12 protein-coding genes are annotated in these 15658 nt (G+C 45.9%); 5 read left to right on the plus strand and 7 right to left on the minus strand.

Annotated elements, in window-relative coordinates; genetic code table 11:
* Nucleotides 1–13: 13 nt before the first annotated feature.
* Nucleotides 14–1693, plus strand: coding sequence for a TonB-dependent receptor (locus ACFS25_RS12155; RefSeq protein WP_381500564.1), 1680 nt, complete (start codon nucleotides 14–16; stop codon nucleotides 1691–1693).
* Nucleotides 1694–1713: 20 nt separating this feature from the next.
* Nucleotides 1714–2880, plus strand: a complete 1167-nt coding sequence (locus ACFS25_RS12160) for an HU domain-containing protein (RefSeq protein WP_381500566.1) — start codon at nucleotides 1714–1716, stop codon at nucleotides 2878–2880.
* A gap of 96 nt (nucleotides 2881–2976) precedes the next feature.
* Here ACFS25_RS12160 and ACFS25_RS12165 read toward each other — a convergent pair whose 3' ends face one another.
* Nucleotides 2977–4074 (minus strand): spore photoproduct lyase family protein, encoded by a 1098-nt coding sequence (locus ACFS25_RS12165; RefSeq protein ID WP_381500569.1) that lies wholly within the window; start codon nucleotides 4072–4074, stop codon nucleotides 2977–2979.
* A 503-nt stretch (nucleotides 4075–4577) separates the two neighbouring features.
* Here ACFS25_RS12165 and lepB point away from each other — a divergent pair.
* Complete coding sequence (gene lepB, locus ACFS25_RS12170; RefSeq protein ID WP_381500572.1) at nucleotides 4578–5747, plus strand: signal peptidase I; 1170 nt, start codon at nucleotides 4578–4580, stop codon at nucleotides 5745–5747.
* A 293-nt stretch (nucleotides 5748–6040) separates the two neighbouring features.
* Here lepB and ACFS25_RS12175 read toward each other — a convergent pair whose 3' ends face one another.
* The 4 genes from ACFS25_RS12175 to ACFS25_RS12190 all read right to left on the minus strand — a co-directional run bounded on the left by ACFS25_RS12175 (nucleotide 6041) and on the right by ACFS25_RS12190 (nucleotide 8209).
* Complete coding sequence (locus ACFS25_RS12175; protein ID WP_381500575.1) at nucleotides 6041–6580, minus strand: hypothetical protein; 540 nt, start codon at nucleotides 6578–6580, stop codon at nucleotides 6041–6043.
* A gap of 34 nt (nucleotides 6581–6614) precedes the next feature.
* On the minus strand, nucleotides 6615–7058 hold the full coding sequence (locus ACFS25_RS12180; protein ID WP_381500578.1) for a response regulator: 444 nt from the start codon (nucleotides 7056–7058) through the stop codon (nucleotides 6615–6617).
* 424 nt (nucleotides 7059–7482) lie between these two features.
* Nucleotides 7483–7908, minus strand: coding sequence for a hypothetical protein (locus tag ACFS25_RS12185; RefSeq protein ID WP_381500581.1), 426 nt, complete (start codon nucleotides 7906–7908; stop codon nucleotides 7483–7485).
* Between the two features lie 61 nt (nucleotides 7909–7969).
* Nucleotides 7970–8209, minus strand: coding sequence for a hypothetical protein (locus ACFS25_RS12190; protein ID WP_381500585.1), 240 nt, complete (start codon nucleotides 8207–8209; stop codon nucleotides 7970–7972).
* A 732-nt stretch (nucleotides 8210–8941) separates the two neighbouring features.
* Here ACFS25_RS12190 and ACFS25_RS12195 point away from each other — a divergent pair.
* A complete protein-coding gene (locus ACFS25_RS12195) occupies nucleotides 8942–9346 on the plus strand; it encodes a LytTR family transcriptional regulator DNA-binding domain-containing protein (protein WP_381500589.1) in 405 nt (134 codons plus the stop codon).
* Between the two features lie 200 nt (nucleotides 9347–9546).
* On the opposite strand, the gene ACFS25_RS12200 is transcribed toward ACFS25_RS12195, so the two are convergent.
* Together ACFS25_RS12200 and ACFS25_RS12205 are read right to left on the minus strand one after the other, a co-directional pair.
* The gene (locus ACFS25_RS12200; protein WP_381500592.1) at nucleotides 9547–10200 is read right to left on the minus strand and encodes an NAD(P)-dependent oxidoreductase; all 654 of its coding nucleotides are present in this window, start codon (nucleotides 10198–10200) and stop codon (nucleotides 9547–9549) included.
* Between the two features lie 411 nt (nucleotides 10201–10611).
* A complete protein-coding gene (locus ACFS25_RS12205; protein WP_381500595.1) occupies nucleotides 10612–11811 on the minus strand; it encodes a glycosyltransferase in 1200 nt (399 codons plus the stop codon).
* Between the two features lie 160 nt (nucleotides 11812–11971).
* Here ACFS25_RS12205 and ACFS25_RS12210 point away from each other — a divergent pair, with 160 nt between their 5' ends.
* Nucleotides 11972–15427 carry a carbohydrate-binding protein gene (locus tag ACFS25_RS12210; RefSeq protein ID WP_381500598.1) on the plus strand — a complete coding sequence of 1152 codons (3456 nt, stop codon included), beginning with the start codon at nucleotides 11972–11974 and terminating at the stop codon, nucleotides 15425–15427.
* The last annotated feature ends 231 nt before the right edge of the window (nucleotides 15428–15658 follow it).

A 15658-nucleotide genomic window follows, 5' to 3' on the forward strand; every position in this document is an offset into this window, starting at 1 on the left:
TCGTACACTCATTATGATCGTACGTCCCCTACTTACTCTGACCTTATTCTGTCTGTCGGCAACGATTTTTGCACAGCAACAGCCGAAGCGCCCCGTTAAAGAAGGCGAAGTGGATAATCAGGAAATTACCGTCGAAAAAAGTCGGAAAATTGACTTGCCGCCTGCCAATCGGATTTTCAATAAAATTCCGTCCAGTAAGCCATCGGCTGAGCAACGGAAATTAACATATGAATTTGAGGACCGGAAATTGACCGTTGGCGATCCTAAAATAACGCCCGGTGTGCTGGCTCCTGCCACAAACCAGCCCGACGAAACGCCCGCTTACAATAATTATGTAAAGCTGGGGGCGGGAAATTACAGTTCGTTTTTGGGTGAAGGCTTTTTTGGTATCAACAACTTATCTAATCTGGCGCTGGAAGGGTCAGTTCGGCATCTGTCGTCGGCCATTGGCCCAGTAGATGGAAAGAACTCGGCCCAGAGCGACACGCGGATTCGGGTCACGGGAAAATATTTAGCGGACGCGTTTAAGTTGCAGGCTGATCTTGGTTTCGACCGAAATGCGTATAATTTTTATGGGTACAGTCGGGAATTTGCCGCTCAACCTTCCTTCGACCCGGACCTGATCAAACAGCGGCTCAACACGGTAAACTTTAAGGTCGGCATTGAAAACGCCAAGTCGGAAAATGCGGTTGACTATTCGCTCCGCACAGGCATTACATCCCTGCGTGACCGCTTCAACGCTTCCGAAACAGACTGGGGTACCAATTTGACTGCTTCAATTGGCATTACCGACAACGTTTTTGCGCTCGTAGCCGCCGATGCTTATGTGACGCAACGCTCCGACGGGTCTATCGTAGATAATCGTAATCTATTCCGGGTGAAGCCAACCTTTAAGTATACATCACCGGTATTCACCATAACAGCCGGTATCAATGCCGTGAATCAAACCGACCAACGGCAGGGCATCAACGATACGAGAGCGTTCCCGGTGGTTGATATTGACGTTGTTCCTATTGGAAATATTCACGTTTTTGCGGGAGTTGATGGTGATATAAACCGAAACACACTTCGCTCATTACTGTCTGATAATAAGTGGCTTGCCCCACAAGTACTTTTAGTTAACACTGTTAAGTCGTGGGATATTTATGGTGGATCCAAGGGAAACCTCGGTGGTGGATTTTCATATGAAGGTAAAGTATCTTACGCTCGCTATCGAAACTTCTCGACGTTCAACAACACCATTCCCGACACCACCAAATTCTTTGTTCTCTATGACGGGGGCATTTCTAACGTGCTGACTATCTCGGGCCAACTGGGATATGCCCAGAAAGACAAGTTCCGCTCAACCTTGAAAGCCGACTTTTTCAACTACCAGCTCGACCGGCTCGAAGCAGCCTGGGGACGCCCAAAAGTGGCCGCCACCTGGAGCAATTCATACACCCTGAATAAAAAATTATTCGTGACCGCCGATTTGTATTTTTATCAGGGCATCAAAAACAAAAACTTTACGTCGGGAGTAACATACACCCTAAAACCCATTTACGACGCAAACGTGAAAATTGACTATTTCTTAGGTAAACAGGTTTCCGCTTTTGTCTCATTAAATAATATCTTCAGTCAGAATTACCAACGGTATTTGTATTATCAAACCCAAGGGCTTAACTTTCTCGGAGGAATCAGTTATTCGTTCTAATCACTCCACCGACCCACATTATGGCTGCCGTAAATGACTACCTTAAAAAGTTGCTGTATCAGTACGATTGTGTCGTTGTTCCCGAATTGGGCGCTTTTTTGACTCACTACCAACCAGCAGCCTTTACGGAAACCAGTGGTTTATACCTTCCTCCGCGCAAGCGCGTTGCCTTTAATGAGGCACTTCGTTTCGACGATGGAATTTTGGCTAACTACATCATGCTTCATGAGCCGGTAACCCGCGAAGGGGCGCAACGGCACATCAATCTATTCGTAACTGAGTTGCGGCAGCAAATTGAAACAGCTGGCCGGTTTGAGATTGATGGCATTGGAACATTCACGCACAACGACGAAGGCCGGTTACAGTTCGACCCCAGTCTGCGCCATAACTTCTTCGGTGAAGCTTATGGCATGAGTGCCTTATCAGCCCAATTAGTTAACCAACAGCCTAAACTTGAGCCTGCACTGGAAGCAGTACCCGTTACGGCACTCGGCCCCGTACTGGTTCAGGATGACGACACGACACTAACCCCGTATCGTCCAGCCCGCTCTTACTGGCGGGTAGCCGCTGTTTCCCTACTGGTTGGTTCGTTGGGTGTAGTTAGTTACTTCTCCGTTATTAATCCCGGACAACCTTTACAAAGTAGCCTAAACCCAGCTAACCTGTTGCGGATTCCAGCTTCGTTTTTCGAGAGTTCAACCGAGGTAAAGACAGCACCGAAACCGATTGTTGTCCATAAGAGTACGCCACCACCCGTTTCAGTAGTTGACGTCAAATCGACAGAAACACCCGTAGAGCCGGTGGTAGTGGCACCAACGACTATAACAGCGGCAAAGCTTACAGCTATGCCAGCAACTGCAAGTGAAGTAAAACTTGAAGCTGTTGTAACCAATAAGCCGGAAACAACTAAAAATGTACTTGCACCTACCGTTAAACCTGTTCGTACCGGTCCTTACTTTACGGTGATAGCTGGCGTTTTTTCGAGCAAACGAAACGCGCTTCGGCTAAAACGTCAATTGCGTAAAGCTGGATACACGGATGCATTTGTTATTATGCCCAGCCGGGGCCAGAAAGGGCAATTGTATAAAGTTGCCGCTGCGGGCTCTACTATTCGTGAAGAAGCCGTTACCAATTTAGCTTCGATAAGCGAACTGGCAGGTTCAGAAGCCTGGATTTATAAGAATTAGGCTATTAAGCAGGTCTATACAAAAAGGACCGCTCTATCGAGCGGTCCTTTTTGTTGCACGTCTACACTAGAAAAAGAGATAGCCTTGAGCAATGGACTAAGTCCAATATAATATTGGTGCCCTGGGAAATCGTTTACGCCACTCGGCATAAAAAAACGAGCGAAGCGTCTTCATTTCGTCAGGTTCATAAACGTACTTGACGCCACCAAATTTATTCCGTTTCTGACTTCGGCTAAATTCATCCAGATCTAAACTCGTATTGGGATACCAACCTAACAAGACCTCTTTGCTGCCAGCAGTAAACCGGTGCGTGATAAATTCCACGGTCAGATCACAATCAAAATCAAGCGTGTCCGCCAAACGATCAAGCAAATCAGTGTAGTGTACTCGCCAATCAATAATGGGCATGATCGGAGCCAACACCACACCGACAGGATACTCCCCTCCGCCCTGCTCACGGGATAAGGCCAGTTTTCGTAGGGCCTGTAAGCGGGCTTCGACGGATGCGGTACCGCCTTCTAGCCGCCGGGCAATGAGTTCGGCATTCAGGCTCACCCGGGCTCGGGTTCGCCCATTGTGCGGCAGTTCGAGCAGAGATTCCACCTGATCATACTTGGTCACAAACCGCAACTGAGCATCGGGACGGCTACCGAAATAACTGACACATTCAGCCAAACTGCCCGTTAGATGCTCAATACCAATCACATCCGTGTAACAACTAACCTCAAAAGTCGTCACTTTACCCACCTGTTCATAAGCCGCCGCATTAGCCAGCATTTGGGGTAGATTGGCATAAACTCTGGTAACAGGTGGCCCATGCAAGCTACCGGCTAAATAGCAATATTGGCAGTGTGCCGGGCATCCTTCGGCCAGGTTCATTTGCCAATCTGCTGATGGTGGAATGGGTTGCAGGCGAAATGCTCCCGGCGGAGCCTTGACGACCGCCAGGGTATTTTTGGCGTTGCGGTAAGTTTCACGTTCATCGGCTCCGCGAAGGCCGGTCAGCCGGTTGCTTTTAAGAATGTTAATGGGTAAGCCCAACGTACTGATACGCTCATAGATTTGCTGACCAAAAGGTTCTTCCAGCGCATCGGGCGTAAAGAGAACCTGCTTGGGAATCCATAGACGGGACGTTGTCAGGTTTGGGTGTTTTACTGATGTTGATGGAGTAAAAAGGGTTTGTTGAGTAGGCATAAACGAATAAAAAGACTTTGTAAATTTTTCCGAAACGATATAGAATCCCTCTAGTAAATAAACATAATTCTGACCCGTAAAATTCTAAAAATCAAACCAATTATAGATAATTAAGTTACTGATTTACAGTATATTATTGCTAAATTATTTATTTTTTCTCGTGTATTCTACTCCTTTCTAAAGAAGTTCCACTGGTGGGAATTCCTGTGATATCTCGTGATAAAAAATTCTGCTTACTTAACTGACAGCTTCTGGGTAGATTGGGCAGACTTTTTGATCACTTACTATTTATAGCTGAGCGGGAGAGACACCGGCATTGGTCGTTCCAACTTTATAATCTCACCTTTAGGCACCTCACCTACCCATAGAACCATCGGTGTAAAATTGATTTCCATTTATCGTACTCACGCCTATATTTCAACCACTCATTTCATTTGCTATCAGCTAGTGGTGCGGTTAATCGACAATCAATAGCAGCGCTCACCTTTTCAGGTTATAAAATTATGTTCAAAAAGAAAGTAAGGGCCGTTAACCAGCCCAGTAAACCTAAAAAATCTGCCATTCGAGAATGGTTCGATTCACTGTTATTCGCTGTAGTGGCCGCCACGCTGATTCGATTTTTGACGGTAGAAGCCTTTGCCATTCCAACCCCTTCGATGGAAAACAGCTTGATGGTGGGTGATTTTCTATTTGTCAGCAAGCTTCATTACGGAGTTCGTACACCCAAAACGCCTTTGCAAATACCCCTGACGCATCAAAAAATTTGGGGTACTGAAATTCCTTCGTATAGTACGGCTATTCAACTGCCAGTGTATCGACTACCCGGTTTTTCTCGGGTAAAAAACGGCGACGTTGTGGTTTTCAATTACCCACCGCCTAAAGCAGGAGAGCCGGAATACCCAACGGACCTGAAGACTAATTTTATTAAGCGCTGTATCGGTATTCCTGGTGATATTTTGGAAATTCGCCAGGAACAAGTTTATATAAACGGTAAAGCATTTCCCACGCCAACCCGCTCCGAAACGACATACTTCGTGAAAACCACCGAGGTGCTGGACGACCGGTTTTTCCGGAAATACGACATAGTCAATGATTTCAAATCCCCAGAAGGACCGTTTATCAACTGGCAACCGCTTGAGACGTATAACGACTCAACTAAAACGTCTGTATTAGTTGGTTATCGGGTTAATATGACTCAGGAAGTCATGCGTAAATTTAAAGAGTTCGATTGGGTAAAAGCGGTTGACCCGATGATGGAGCAAGCTAACCAGGTAGCACCAGGTATTTATGGTGGCTCTTTGTATACATGGAATCAGGATAACTTCGGGCCACTTACCGTTCCTAAAAAAGATATGGCCATACCTATAAATGAGCAAACTATTGCCTTATATGGACCAGTTATCAAGCGTTATGAAGAAAATAAACAGGTAGACGTAACGCTAACCAGCATTCGAATCGATGGTCAATTGCTGACTACTTACACATTTAAGCAAGATTATTATTTTATGATGGGCGACAACCGCCACAACTCAGAGGATTCCCGTTATTGGGGTTTCGTACCGGAAGATCATGTCGTTGGGAAAGCAGTATTTGTCTGGATGTCCATTGATCCTGTTCCGGCTGATATATGGCACAAAATCCGCTGGAATCGGCTGTTCCGCCTAATTGAATAGAAATCATTCACAGGGAACTACAATGATTTTTAAGAAGGAGATTTTGCGAGATATATTCTCGCAAAATCTCCTTCTTAAAAAATCTCAGCCGTAAATCCGCCCAAAAGATCTTACGTAAATTCATGCTGATTTTTCCGTTAGCCAACGAGGAAATATTCCCTTTACAGGAAAATTTATTTTCTTTTGTTCTTTTGAGTATGCAGTAGCGTCAACTATGGGCTGGCCAATAATAAAATTTTAGCTGTAGAGTTCGTCACCAAACCGAATTGGGTAGATAGCGGGAAAATCTGGTTTCACAAACGGTTCGCGTAGATTTCATCCAACTGAGCGAGTCTATTCAAAACTAGATTTTGCTGGTCTCTTAGTGTAGCTAAATAGTTTCGTTTTGACCTAATCATCAGTTCGTAACGGGTAATAAGTCTAACTCGTTGGAGTTCACTACAAATTAGCGCTTTCGTTCCTTGAAGCACAATCTCAAGTTGGTCAATCATTCGACAAGATTGTTCAATACCAATCTGGATGCTCCTGATTCGTTGCCTGGTTAGTTTAATTAACCACTGGTCTGCCTTTGAGACTGGTTTTATGAGTGGGGTTAAAATCTGCCGCCATTGATTTTCTAGTTGCTGAATTGACTCCGAGAAAATTTCCCCATTAAAGGCTTCGACAGGCAATACAGTATGTTGCTCATTATCAATGATTTCAGCTTTAATAAGCTGATTACCTGCCAATGAAATGGCACTCAGCGCATCGAATGCGCCCTCCAAGCTCGTCAGCCAACAAGAAAAATCCCGTAACTGAGCTTGCTTGTCTATAGCCGTGAATGTAAGGAGCATAACGTGAGTTTGATTGGTGAAGGTAAATATCTACCTACTTTTTGAGAGGTAGTGTAACGGTCTCCAGCCAATAAATACGGAGCGTTCGAAATAAGGCCAACAAATCTTCGCCCTTAATTGGTTTTATCATATAGGCATTAACGCCCAAATCGTAGCATTCTTTAATGTCATCAGGTTGGTCGGAGTAACTCAGAATAATAACAGGTGTCGCTGGTCGCTGTTTACTTAGAAAATAAGCCTTGATGTAGGCCAGGATCCGTAACCCGTTTTGTTTGAGGGGCATGTACAAATCGAGCAAGATCAATTGAGGTGCTACAGAATCCTGCTGCTCCAGGCTGGCGAAATAAGTAGCTACACCGGCCTCATCGCTCACCACGGCTACATTCACGCCAGGAATGCATTTCTCTAATCCCAATCTGATCAAGTAAACTTGGTCGGAATTGTCTTCAATGACCAGAACGTGGGACTTTCTAGACATGGTTAGTTGTGCGGCTACAAGTTGGGTAAAACTTCCATCGAACCAGTTGGCTGATTAACCAGCCTAGTTACCCTTTTTCTGACTTATAATCACGATTATTATATACTAATTAACAAATTAAATAGAACTAGCAGTGGCTTCACTGATTGACTCGAGTTATTTGTGAAGATAGCGCCAATCCCGACGTACATAAATGCGTACATCGTTATATGTTATTGTCTTAAACTCGTATCCAGGCGGGATAAACAACATACTGATTTACCTGGTATCTCCACCAAGTACGACTGTTTACATTGACAATGTATAGCTAACTGTAAATTAACTGTCTTTTATTAAGAAATTTAAATGGTGGAATTGGAAAGGTTCCACCTTATTCTTCACTTTTCCGTTGGTTATCAGGTCATATAGAGTACAACTAAATCCATTAATAGCCTTCATCCGTAACTAGATAATAGTTCTCGCTTTGCGTTGACTGGTCTTCGCTTTTAAGCGTGATAGTTAGCCACTCAACATGGGTGTACTCATTGAAGGGAGCGCTTCGGCTGTCGATGATAAGCCCATTTTGTTGTAGCACCCGTTGACCAATATACGCCATGACTTCTTCTCGGGAAGAGAAGCTACCTAACAGGTTTCCCAAATCAAGCGCAGGTTCCTGGTCTGGAAGCTCTCCGGTAGTGTTAGAGATGGGCGACTCAGGAAGCCCGGAGGTAGTGGGCGTTTGGGGACTTGCATACAATTCTATAATCATCCGGATAAGAAAGTTAAAGCTAACCCCTTCGGGGTCAACCGCTATCGAATAAGCTCGCTCACTAGCTAAGAGGTTAGCCTTATACAGGTAGTCAGCCAGCAATTGGGTGTACTTAGTATTAACTCCTTAAGGTGGATGAGTGTTGCACCGAAACCCTGGCTCTTTAGTGCATGGCGGCTATGTCGTCGAGGAGGGCCTGTTCATCCTGAAGGGTGGGCAGACCTTTTCTAAGGTAGGCATAATATGCCCGGCCCGCCAACGATGCGTGCCCTTTATTATCGCTGGCCAATGCCTTTTGATAGTCGTCGTATAGCCATTTTCCTCTAGCTTCACTTCTGCTATTAGTGGTAACTATCAAATAAATAATCCCCCCTGCGATTGCTAAGACTATAATTATTCCCATTGACTGATCTGTTGTGGATAGAATACCAGCCTTTTTCCAGCTGACTTTATTGATTGACCTTCTCCGTACCCCCAGAAACATCATATGGTACACATCCTCCAGACTTCACCCTATGAACCTGGCTTACACCCGCTTGAAACTATCGCGCACGCTGTGCCAGAGGTTGACATTCCAATTCCTGCAAAACCAATGCGTGCGCTACGTCTACAGTTCATAAGCTCACAAATGCGACTCTATTCATATGCTATTTCTCTAACCAAAGACAATACCCGTTGATAAGAGGCAGATGCAGTTACTGGCTAGCCGGAGATTACCGCTGATCGAGAGGGCAATGGTGCAAGCTACTGATTTAGCAGGACTGGAAACAAATGGATTGATTAAGTGGTAATGGAAATAATCAATACCCCCCAAATTATTGTACGCGTGAAAATAGAGAAAAGTAGAGACTGAATACTACCCGTGAAACTTTTTTTAGCAAATTGACCGCTATTTATTCTTTACCCCTAAAATAATTTATAATGCCCTCATGTTCAAGTGATAAGATGAACATGAAAGTTAATCACTTACCCTTATTTTCGAAATTCAGCCTGATTTCTGTTCAATATGCCCGTTTGACTTTCCTTTTTTAGCCATAATTAGGGCTTATTAAAAAATTACTTATTTGTTTTATTTTTAATTTTTCGATTATCTTTACAAGACAACTACTAGTTACCATATTGACATAAAATTTACATGACATTTGGAAAGCTGACTACAAACACGTTGCGCATTACGTATTTGATGGGCTGGGGAAATTATACCCGCATATTTCTAGCGGACTCTCCCCCCGAACTAAATGCTACAACACTCAAGAAATGCGTTGATACGCTTCCCGGCTTTATCCGTTTGAGTAAGAGTCTGGCTGTAAACCCGACTCACATCACGCAGGTTCGCCGGAACAATGATCGCTCCGCTGGCGTGCTCGTTGCAGGTATCTGGCTTCAGGTGAGCCGGCGACGAGTCCCTTTGGTCGTCAGGCAGCTTCGAAGTTTACCAGGAAACAGGGTTAAGGGCTTAGTTGAGTTTAGCTGGCCGATTGAGCAAGCCAGCCAGTCCCAAAGCTCAATGCAAGGGCGTACTGGCAACTATTTACGCTAACAGAATTTGGTGAGGGGTTTTTATTTTTAAAGGTTAGGTTTAACAAGGCCGGGGCAATGCGTCGGCCTTTGTTTTTGCGGCCAAGCTAAGGTGGAATAACCGGTTGGCTGTTGACTGGCAACATTCATTCGAAGGGATCGTGTCAAAACAAAAAAGACCGAGTTGATCCCGGTCTTTTTCTATACTTCACGTAGCAGTTGTTATACCCCTGTTCCGTTCGCAATAAAGAGGGCTTGCCGTATGTAATGACGGTTATCAAGCTGATTGAGCAGAAAACCCGCTAAGTCTTCTACCGTAATCTGTTGCCCTGGAAGATACGCTGACTCCACCTTAATGTTTCTGGTGGCGGGTTCCTGGACCAGGTAAGGCAACCGTACATAGGTCCAGTCCAGATCACTTTCAGTAAGTAATTGACATTCTACTTTCCGGTCGTCCATAAACAGCGGAAAGTGCTGTTGCATGAACTCTGCGGCCTGTTTAGTTTTCGCATCTTGCTGCTCCTGGCCTATTCCATAATAACTACTTACGACGACATACCGGCTAATGCCGAACTCCTGCATGGTGAGTAGAATTAACCTCGTTACAGAACTGAGCATGGCTATGCCCTCTCCTCTTGGGTTTCCGAGGGTACTAATCAGGGCCTCACAGCCTTGCAACAGCTGGCGAATAGAGGTGGGGTTTCGCGCATCACCCTGAATGATTTCCATCCGATCATCGGTGAGATCGAATTGTTCAGGGTATCGCAAAAGCAGCCGGACACGGTAACCCGCCTTTAAGGCTTGCTGAACTAAGGGACGACCTGCCTTACCGGCACCGCCTAAAATGGCTATGGTTGAATTTAGATTAATGGTCATATGGCTAACCTGATTTTGACTGTCGATTTGGGACAAAGCCCATCGTAGACAATCGAATAAAATGCTGCCAGTCAGTAGCGAAATGCATAAGCAAATGTGCTCGCTGGTTCGGAGCGGCTGACTGGTGCAATGAAATGAGAAAGGAGTATTACCTGTCCACCCGAATTGGGCAGAGCCGTTGGGCTGTTCACTTTAGACAACAGGTGTCGTCACTTCCTGGGGAAGGAAGTAGGAACAGGCGGATTTATATGTTAGCAGAGTTTAATAGGACAAAGGTAGACGCTATCTTTATATTCCCGCTACAAAAAGAGCCTGCCCAGACAATTTTGTCTGGGCAGGCTCTTTTTGTAAATCATTTAGACCCAACTCTTCCCGCTTGTGCCAGCCTTACACACCATCAAAATGTCTATTTCAATGTAAATTACCTAAATCCGATGTTTCAGCGTGGGGGGTGTGTAAGAATACCTTACTGGCTTGTTTGTAGTTGATCAGCGACCGAAACATGCCGAAGATTAACGAGGGAAGTACAAAAAAGTCACGCACGGATATTTTATGCCATAAAGACATTGGAATTGATACGATCAGGCTGCCTGCCATCAGGCCAAATATCCCACAGGAGAATACTTTAAGCTCATGACTCCCAACCAGTAGGCTGATAAGCAGCAGAAAGCCCAGAACTGTTAGTAAAATCATTCGGGGGAGCAACAAGGATCGCACCATTGTATTGAATGCCTGTCCATTGCCTTTGATCAGTTGCTGGATACCTATCTTGAAATACGCTTTGACGAAATATAATTGAGCGGCTATCCATCGGGTACGTTGTTTATTGAATACGGCAACGTTTTGAACTTTTTCGTCATATATAACAGCATCCTGCAAATACGCGACCCGAACACGCTCTATAGTCAATAACATTTCAAGCTCTTTGTCATAGCCACCTACCGTTTTGATCTGATTCAGGGCTCGCTTCATCAGCAGGGGTTCAAACGCCATGCCTGAGCCCGTACACATTGCCGAAAGACCCAGTGCCCGCTGCCCGGCCCGGAATATATTGTTGTTAACCTCTTCGTTCATAGCGTCGAAAATTGCCACGCTTTTATTGGTATTCTTAGCCATCCGATGTCCCTGAACAGCCCGCCAACCCTGCCCGAATGCCTGATTGATACGCCCTAAAAAATCGGGTGCCATGTGGTTATCAGCATCAGAAACCATAACAATATCATACTCGTTTTCCGGAAGCGAATTCAGGGCATAGGCAACAGATTTTTGAACCGTTGACTCTACGAAATCAACGCATATAACCTTGATTGGATAGACAGAAAGCTTTTCCAGTGTTTCGGGGAGAAACGAATCAGCGATGACAATCAGGTCGTACAAATCTGATGGGTAGTTCTGCTTCAAATTAGCCACCACTGACCCTATAATAACAGCGTCTTCTTTGTAGGCCGGAATTAACACCGCAATCCGCCGTAATCGATCCACTGCGTCCGAGGTAGGCACATCGTCTGCACTTCCCAAACGGCCTGCAACAGCCGATATAAATAAATAGATAACATTGAGTGTCAGGTAGCCAACGATCAATAAACAAATGAGATAGATTAGTAGAAACATTTTGTAGAAGCTGACTATGTGATAAGTAGTGTATTATACGAAACAAAATAGCGCATAAAATTAATATTTTCCAAAATAAGAAACCTTTTAGTATATTTTATTTTTAATACATAAACAAAAAATAGATTTTCGCCATATTTGATACCAAAAACCCATTTATATGAAGAAACTTATAGCATCTGTGTATATTCATGTCTGTATACTAGTCATTACAGGTGTGTTTGTGACCACAGGGAGTGCTTCGTCACCTGGTAGGCTAACCTCAATTCATGACCCGTCAGCCCATCAAAAAAATATCGCATTACCCGGCTTAATTGAAGCCGAGACTTATAACGCTATGCAGGGCGTATCGACCGAAGCAACGGCTGATCAGGGCGGAGGACAAAACGTCAATCAGATTGACACGGGCGACTGGATGGATTACACCGTTAGCGTACCGCACAATGGGGTCTATTCGTTTCAATTTCGCGTAGCCAATGGCTATGGCGACGGCTCAGGGTTTGAACTCCGGCTGGCTAACGGCACAGTGGTGAGCACAGTTAGTGTTCCCCGAACGGGTGGCACACAGAGCTGGCAAACGATTGGCGCAACGGCTCACCTGAACGCAGGTAGCCAAACGTTGCGAATTTACGTGCTGAAAGGCGACTGGAATCTGAACTGGTTCTCAGCCACCGAAGGCCATCCCCTTCCCGGTAAACTGGAAGCCGAAATCTTCGACGTAGCAACGGATGTTCGGCCTGAGCAGGCATCCGATGTCGATGGCGGAGTAGACGTGACCTACATTGACGACGGCGACTGGATGGACTATAACGTTACTGTAGCCTCGACAGCGGTTTATACGTTTCAGTTTCGGGTGGCCAACAGCTGGGGGAACGGATTGATTAATATTCAGAACGAGTCGGGGGCAGTACTGGGTAGTATTGACGTTCCCCGCACGGGCGGCTGGCAGAACTGGTCTACCATAAGCACAACTGCTACGCTCCAAGCTGGAAGTCAGGTACTACGCATCTATTCTGTTCGCGGGGCCTGGAATTTCAACTGGGTAAGTGTATCGCAGGGTGGTGTAGTACTGCCCCCGGCGGTTATTACTTTTGCCGCATTGCCCGACAAGACAACGGACGACGGCGATTTTACGCTGGTTGCAACAAGTAACAATACCCAAACACCTATCACGTTCACCTCATCCGATCCATCTGTCATTACCGTGTCCAACACTGCTGGCTCGTGGAAGGCATCCGTAATCGCTGCCGGAACAGCTATCATAACGGCCTCGCAGGCTGCTTCATCTACCTTTCTGGCGGCCCAAAACGTCACACAAAACCAGGTCGTTCGCGTGTCATCGATCATTGCCCCCAACAAAAAAATTCCAATCGATGCCAAACGATGGTATCAGCTTACGAATGTTAGTAATGGCTTACAGGGGCTCTTTGACGGTATTACTGATGCAACCGTCGAAACCGGCTGGGGCAAAATCCTACCCCAGTATGATGCGTATTATCCACTGCTGACTGGTGAGTCGATAACTCTCGAAAGTCTGCGATTTTACGACTTCGTGGGGTCGTGCCAGGATACGCCAATGACCCTGTCGATCATCACCGATCAATGGCAGCGAATTCCGATTGCCACCTTCAATGGCAGTGAATATGGCAGTTGGGTAGGACCCTACCCTACACGCTCAACCACCGGCAATGCGCGGTTCAAGCTGGATCAGACGATTAGCAACGCCCGGTATTTGGTTATCAATACCTATGGTTCTTTCCCAACCGAAATTGAACTGTATGGGTCATATACCCCGCCCAGTCAGGCGGCAACACCAGTGCCGGCAAAGTCCATCAAACTCGGCGATATGCTGGGAGTGAACGCCTACGAATGGAACTTTGAAGATGGCAACGCACCCTGGATGGTCAACGAGGCCAAAATGAACGTTGTAAAGAGTTTTTCTGGTATCCGGCACTACATGGACTGGAATAAGCTCGAATCGACCGAAGGCAGTTATTCGTACAGCCCGGTTATGAGCGGTGGATGGAATTTCGACGCTATTTACGAACGCTGCAAAGCGGATAGTATCGACGTACTGGCCTGCCTGAAAACAATTCCAGACTGGATGGTCAATACCTATCCTCAGGATCAGCGGGATGCGGAAAACACGCCTTTACGGTACGGCAGAGACTTTGCAAACCCGAACTCCTACCTGGAACAGGCAAAAATGGGGTTTCAATATATGGCCCGCTACGGATATAACCCGAATGTAAATCCGGCCTTGCTAAGCGTTAACTCGACCCCCCGCTGGACAGGCGATAACCCGAACACAATTAAAATAGGCATGGGGTTAATTAAGTACATCGAATGCGACAATGAACGCGACAAGTGGTGGAAAGGCCGAAAAGCCTATCAGACTGCCCGCGAATATGCCGCTAACCTGTCAGCTTTTTACGATGGCCACAAAAACAGCATGGGTGCTGGAGTTGGCGTTAAAAATGCGGATCCTGGGGTGAAGGTGGTTATTGGCGGACTGGCATCGGCATCGAGCGGGTCCGACTACATAAAAGGGATGATCGACTGGTGTAAACAGTACCGGGGTTACAAGCCCGATGGTACGGTCAACCTGTGCTGGGATATCATCAACTATCATATGTATTCCGACAATACATCATCGTCGCAGAGTGGTACATCCACGCGGGGAGCAGCACCTGAGGTAACGCCAATCAATCTAATTGCGGAAGATTTTCGGCAAACGGCCCACCGGCAGTCATATGATATGCCGGTCTGGATTACCGAAGCGGGCTACGACGTTAACCAGGGAAGCCCGTTGCGGGCCATTCCAATTGGCAACAAATCGGCTCTGGAAACACAGGGAGACTGGATTTTACGAACGGCTTTGTTGTACGCCCGGCAGGGTATTGAAAAGGTGTTCTTTTACCAACTCTACGACGACAATTCTACGGGAGGCATGTTCGGCACCTCGGGGCTGGCAAACGGCGATAATATAACCCGCCGACCAGCCGCTGATTATCTGTATCAGACCAAAAAACTTTTTGGCGAGTATATGTACAAGGAAACGCTTAACCGTAATCCGTTCGTGGATCGGTATGAGCGGAACGGCAATTCCGCCTATGCGCTGGTGGTTCCTGATGAAGTTGGTCGTACAGCTTCCTACTTGCTGGACCTGGGAAGTGCCACACAAGCCCGAATTTATCGACCCAAAGCCGGTAGCAATACAATGGACATGGAAGTGGTCAATACCAGTCAGGGTAAATTGCAACTCACTGTAACCGAGACGCCCTTGTTTGTAGTGCCCGGTAATGTGACACCAAACGCGCGAAAGGCTGAAATAACAACAACAGACGTAAAAAGCCTGAACGAATCACTACGGGTGTACCCTAATCCAACCACCGATTTTGTGACGATTCAGGTTGAGCGAACCTCCATCGATCCGCTTAGAGTTAATGTGTTCGACGCTAGCATGGGCCGCAGGTACCAACATGTAAAAATCCTTAATTCGGGCGACCGTTTTTCGGGGAAAATTGATTTATCTCAACTACCCTCGGGAACCTATCTTCTGGAGATAAAGCAAGGTGCAGAGCGTGTAGTACGAAAAGTTCTGAAGGTGAACTAAGTGCCCGTAAGCAAACCAGTAGATAGAACATAACACCCTGCCAGTAATTGACCAAATGGTCGCTGGCGTCAAATTAGGCTGGTAACTTCTACAAACGACGAGCACTGATTTTATGAATAGAATCAGTGCTCGTCATTTATAGAAGCCTATTAAGAAATAGTAAAAAAATATTTTATTTACTTTCTATCCATATAGTATATATTGAGTTTATATTTATTGGTATAAATACAA

This window comes from Spirosoma flavum, from assembly GCF_042686045.1.
Lineage (GTDB): Bacteria > Bacteroidota > Bacteroidia > Cytophagales > Spirosomataceae > Spirosoma > Spirosoma flavum.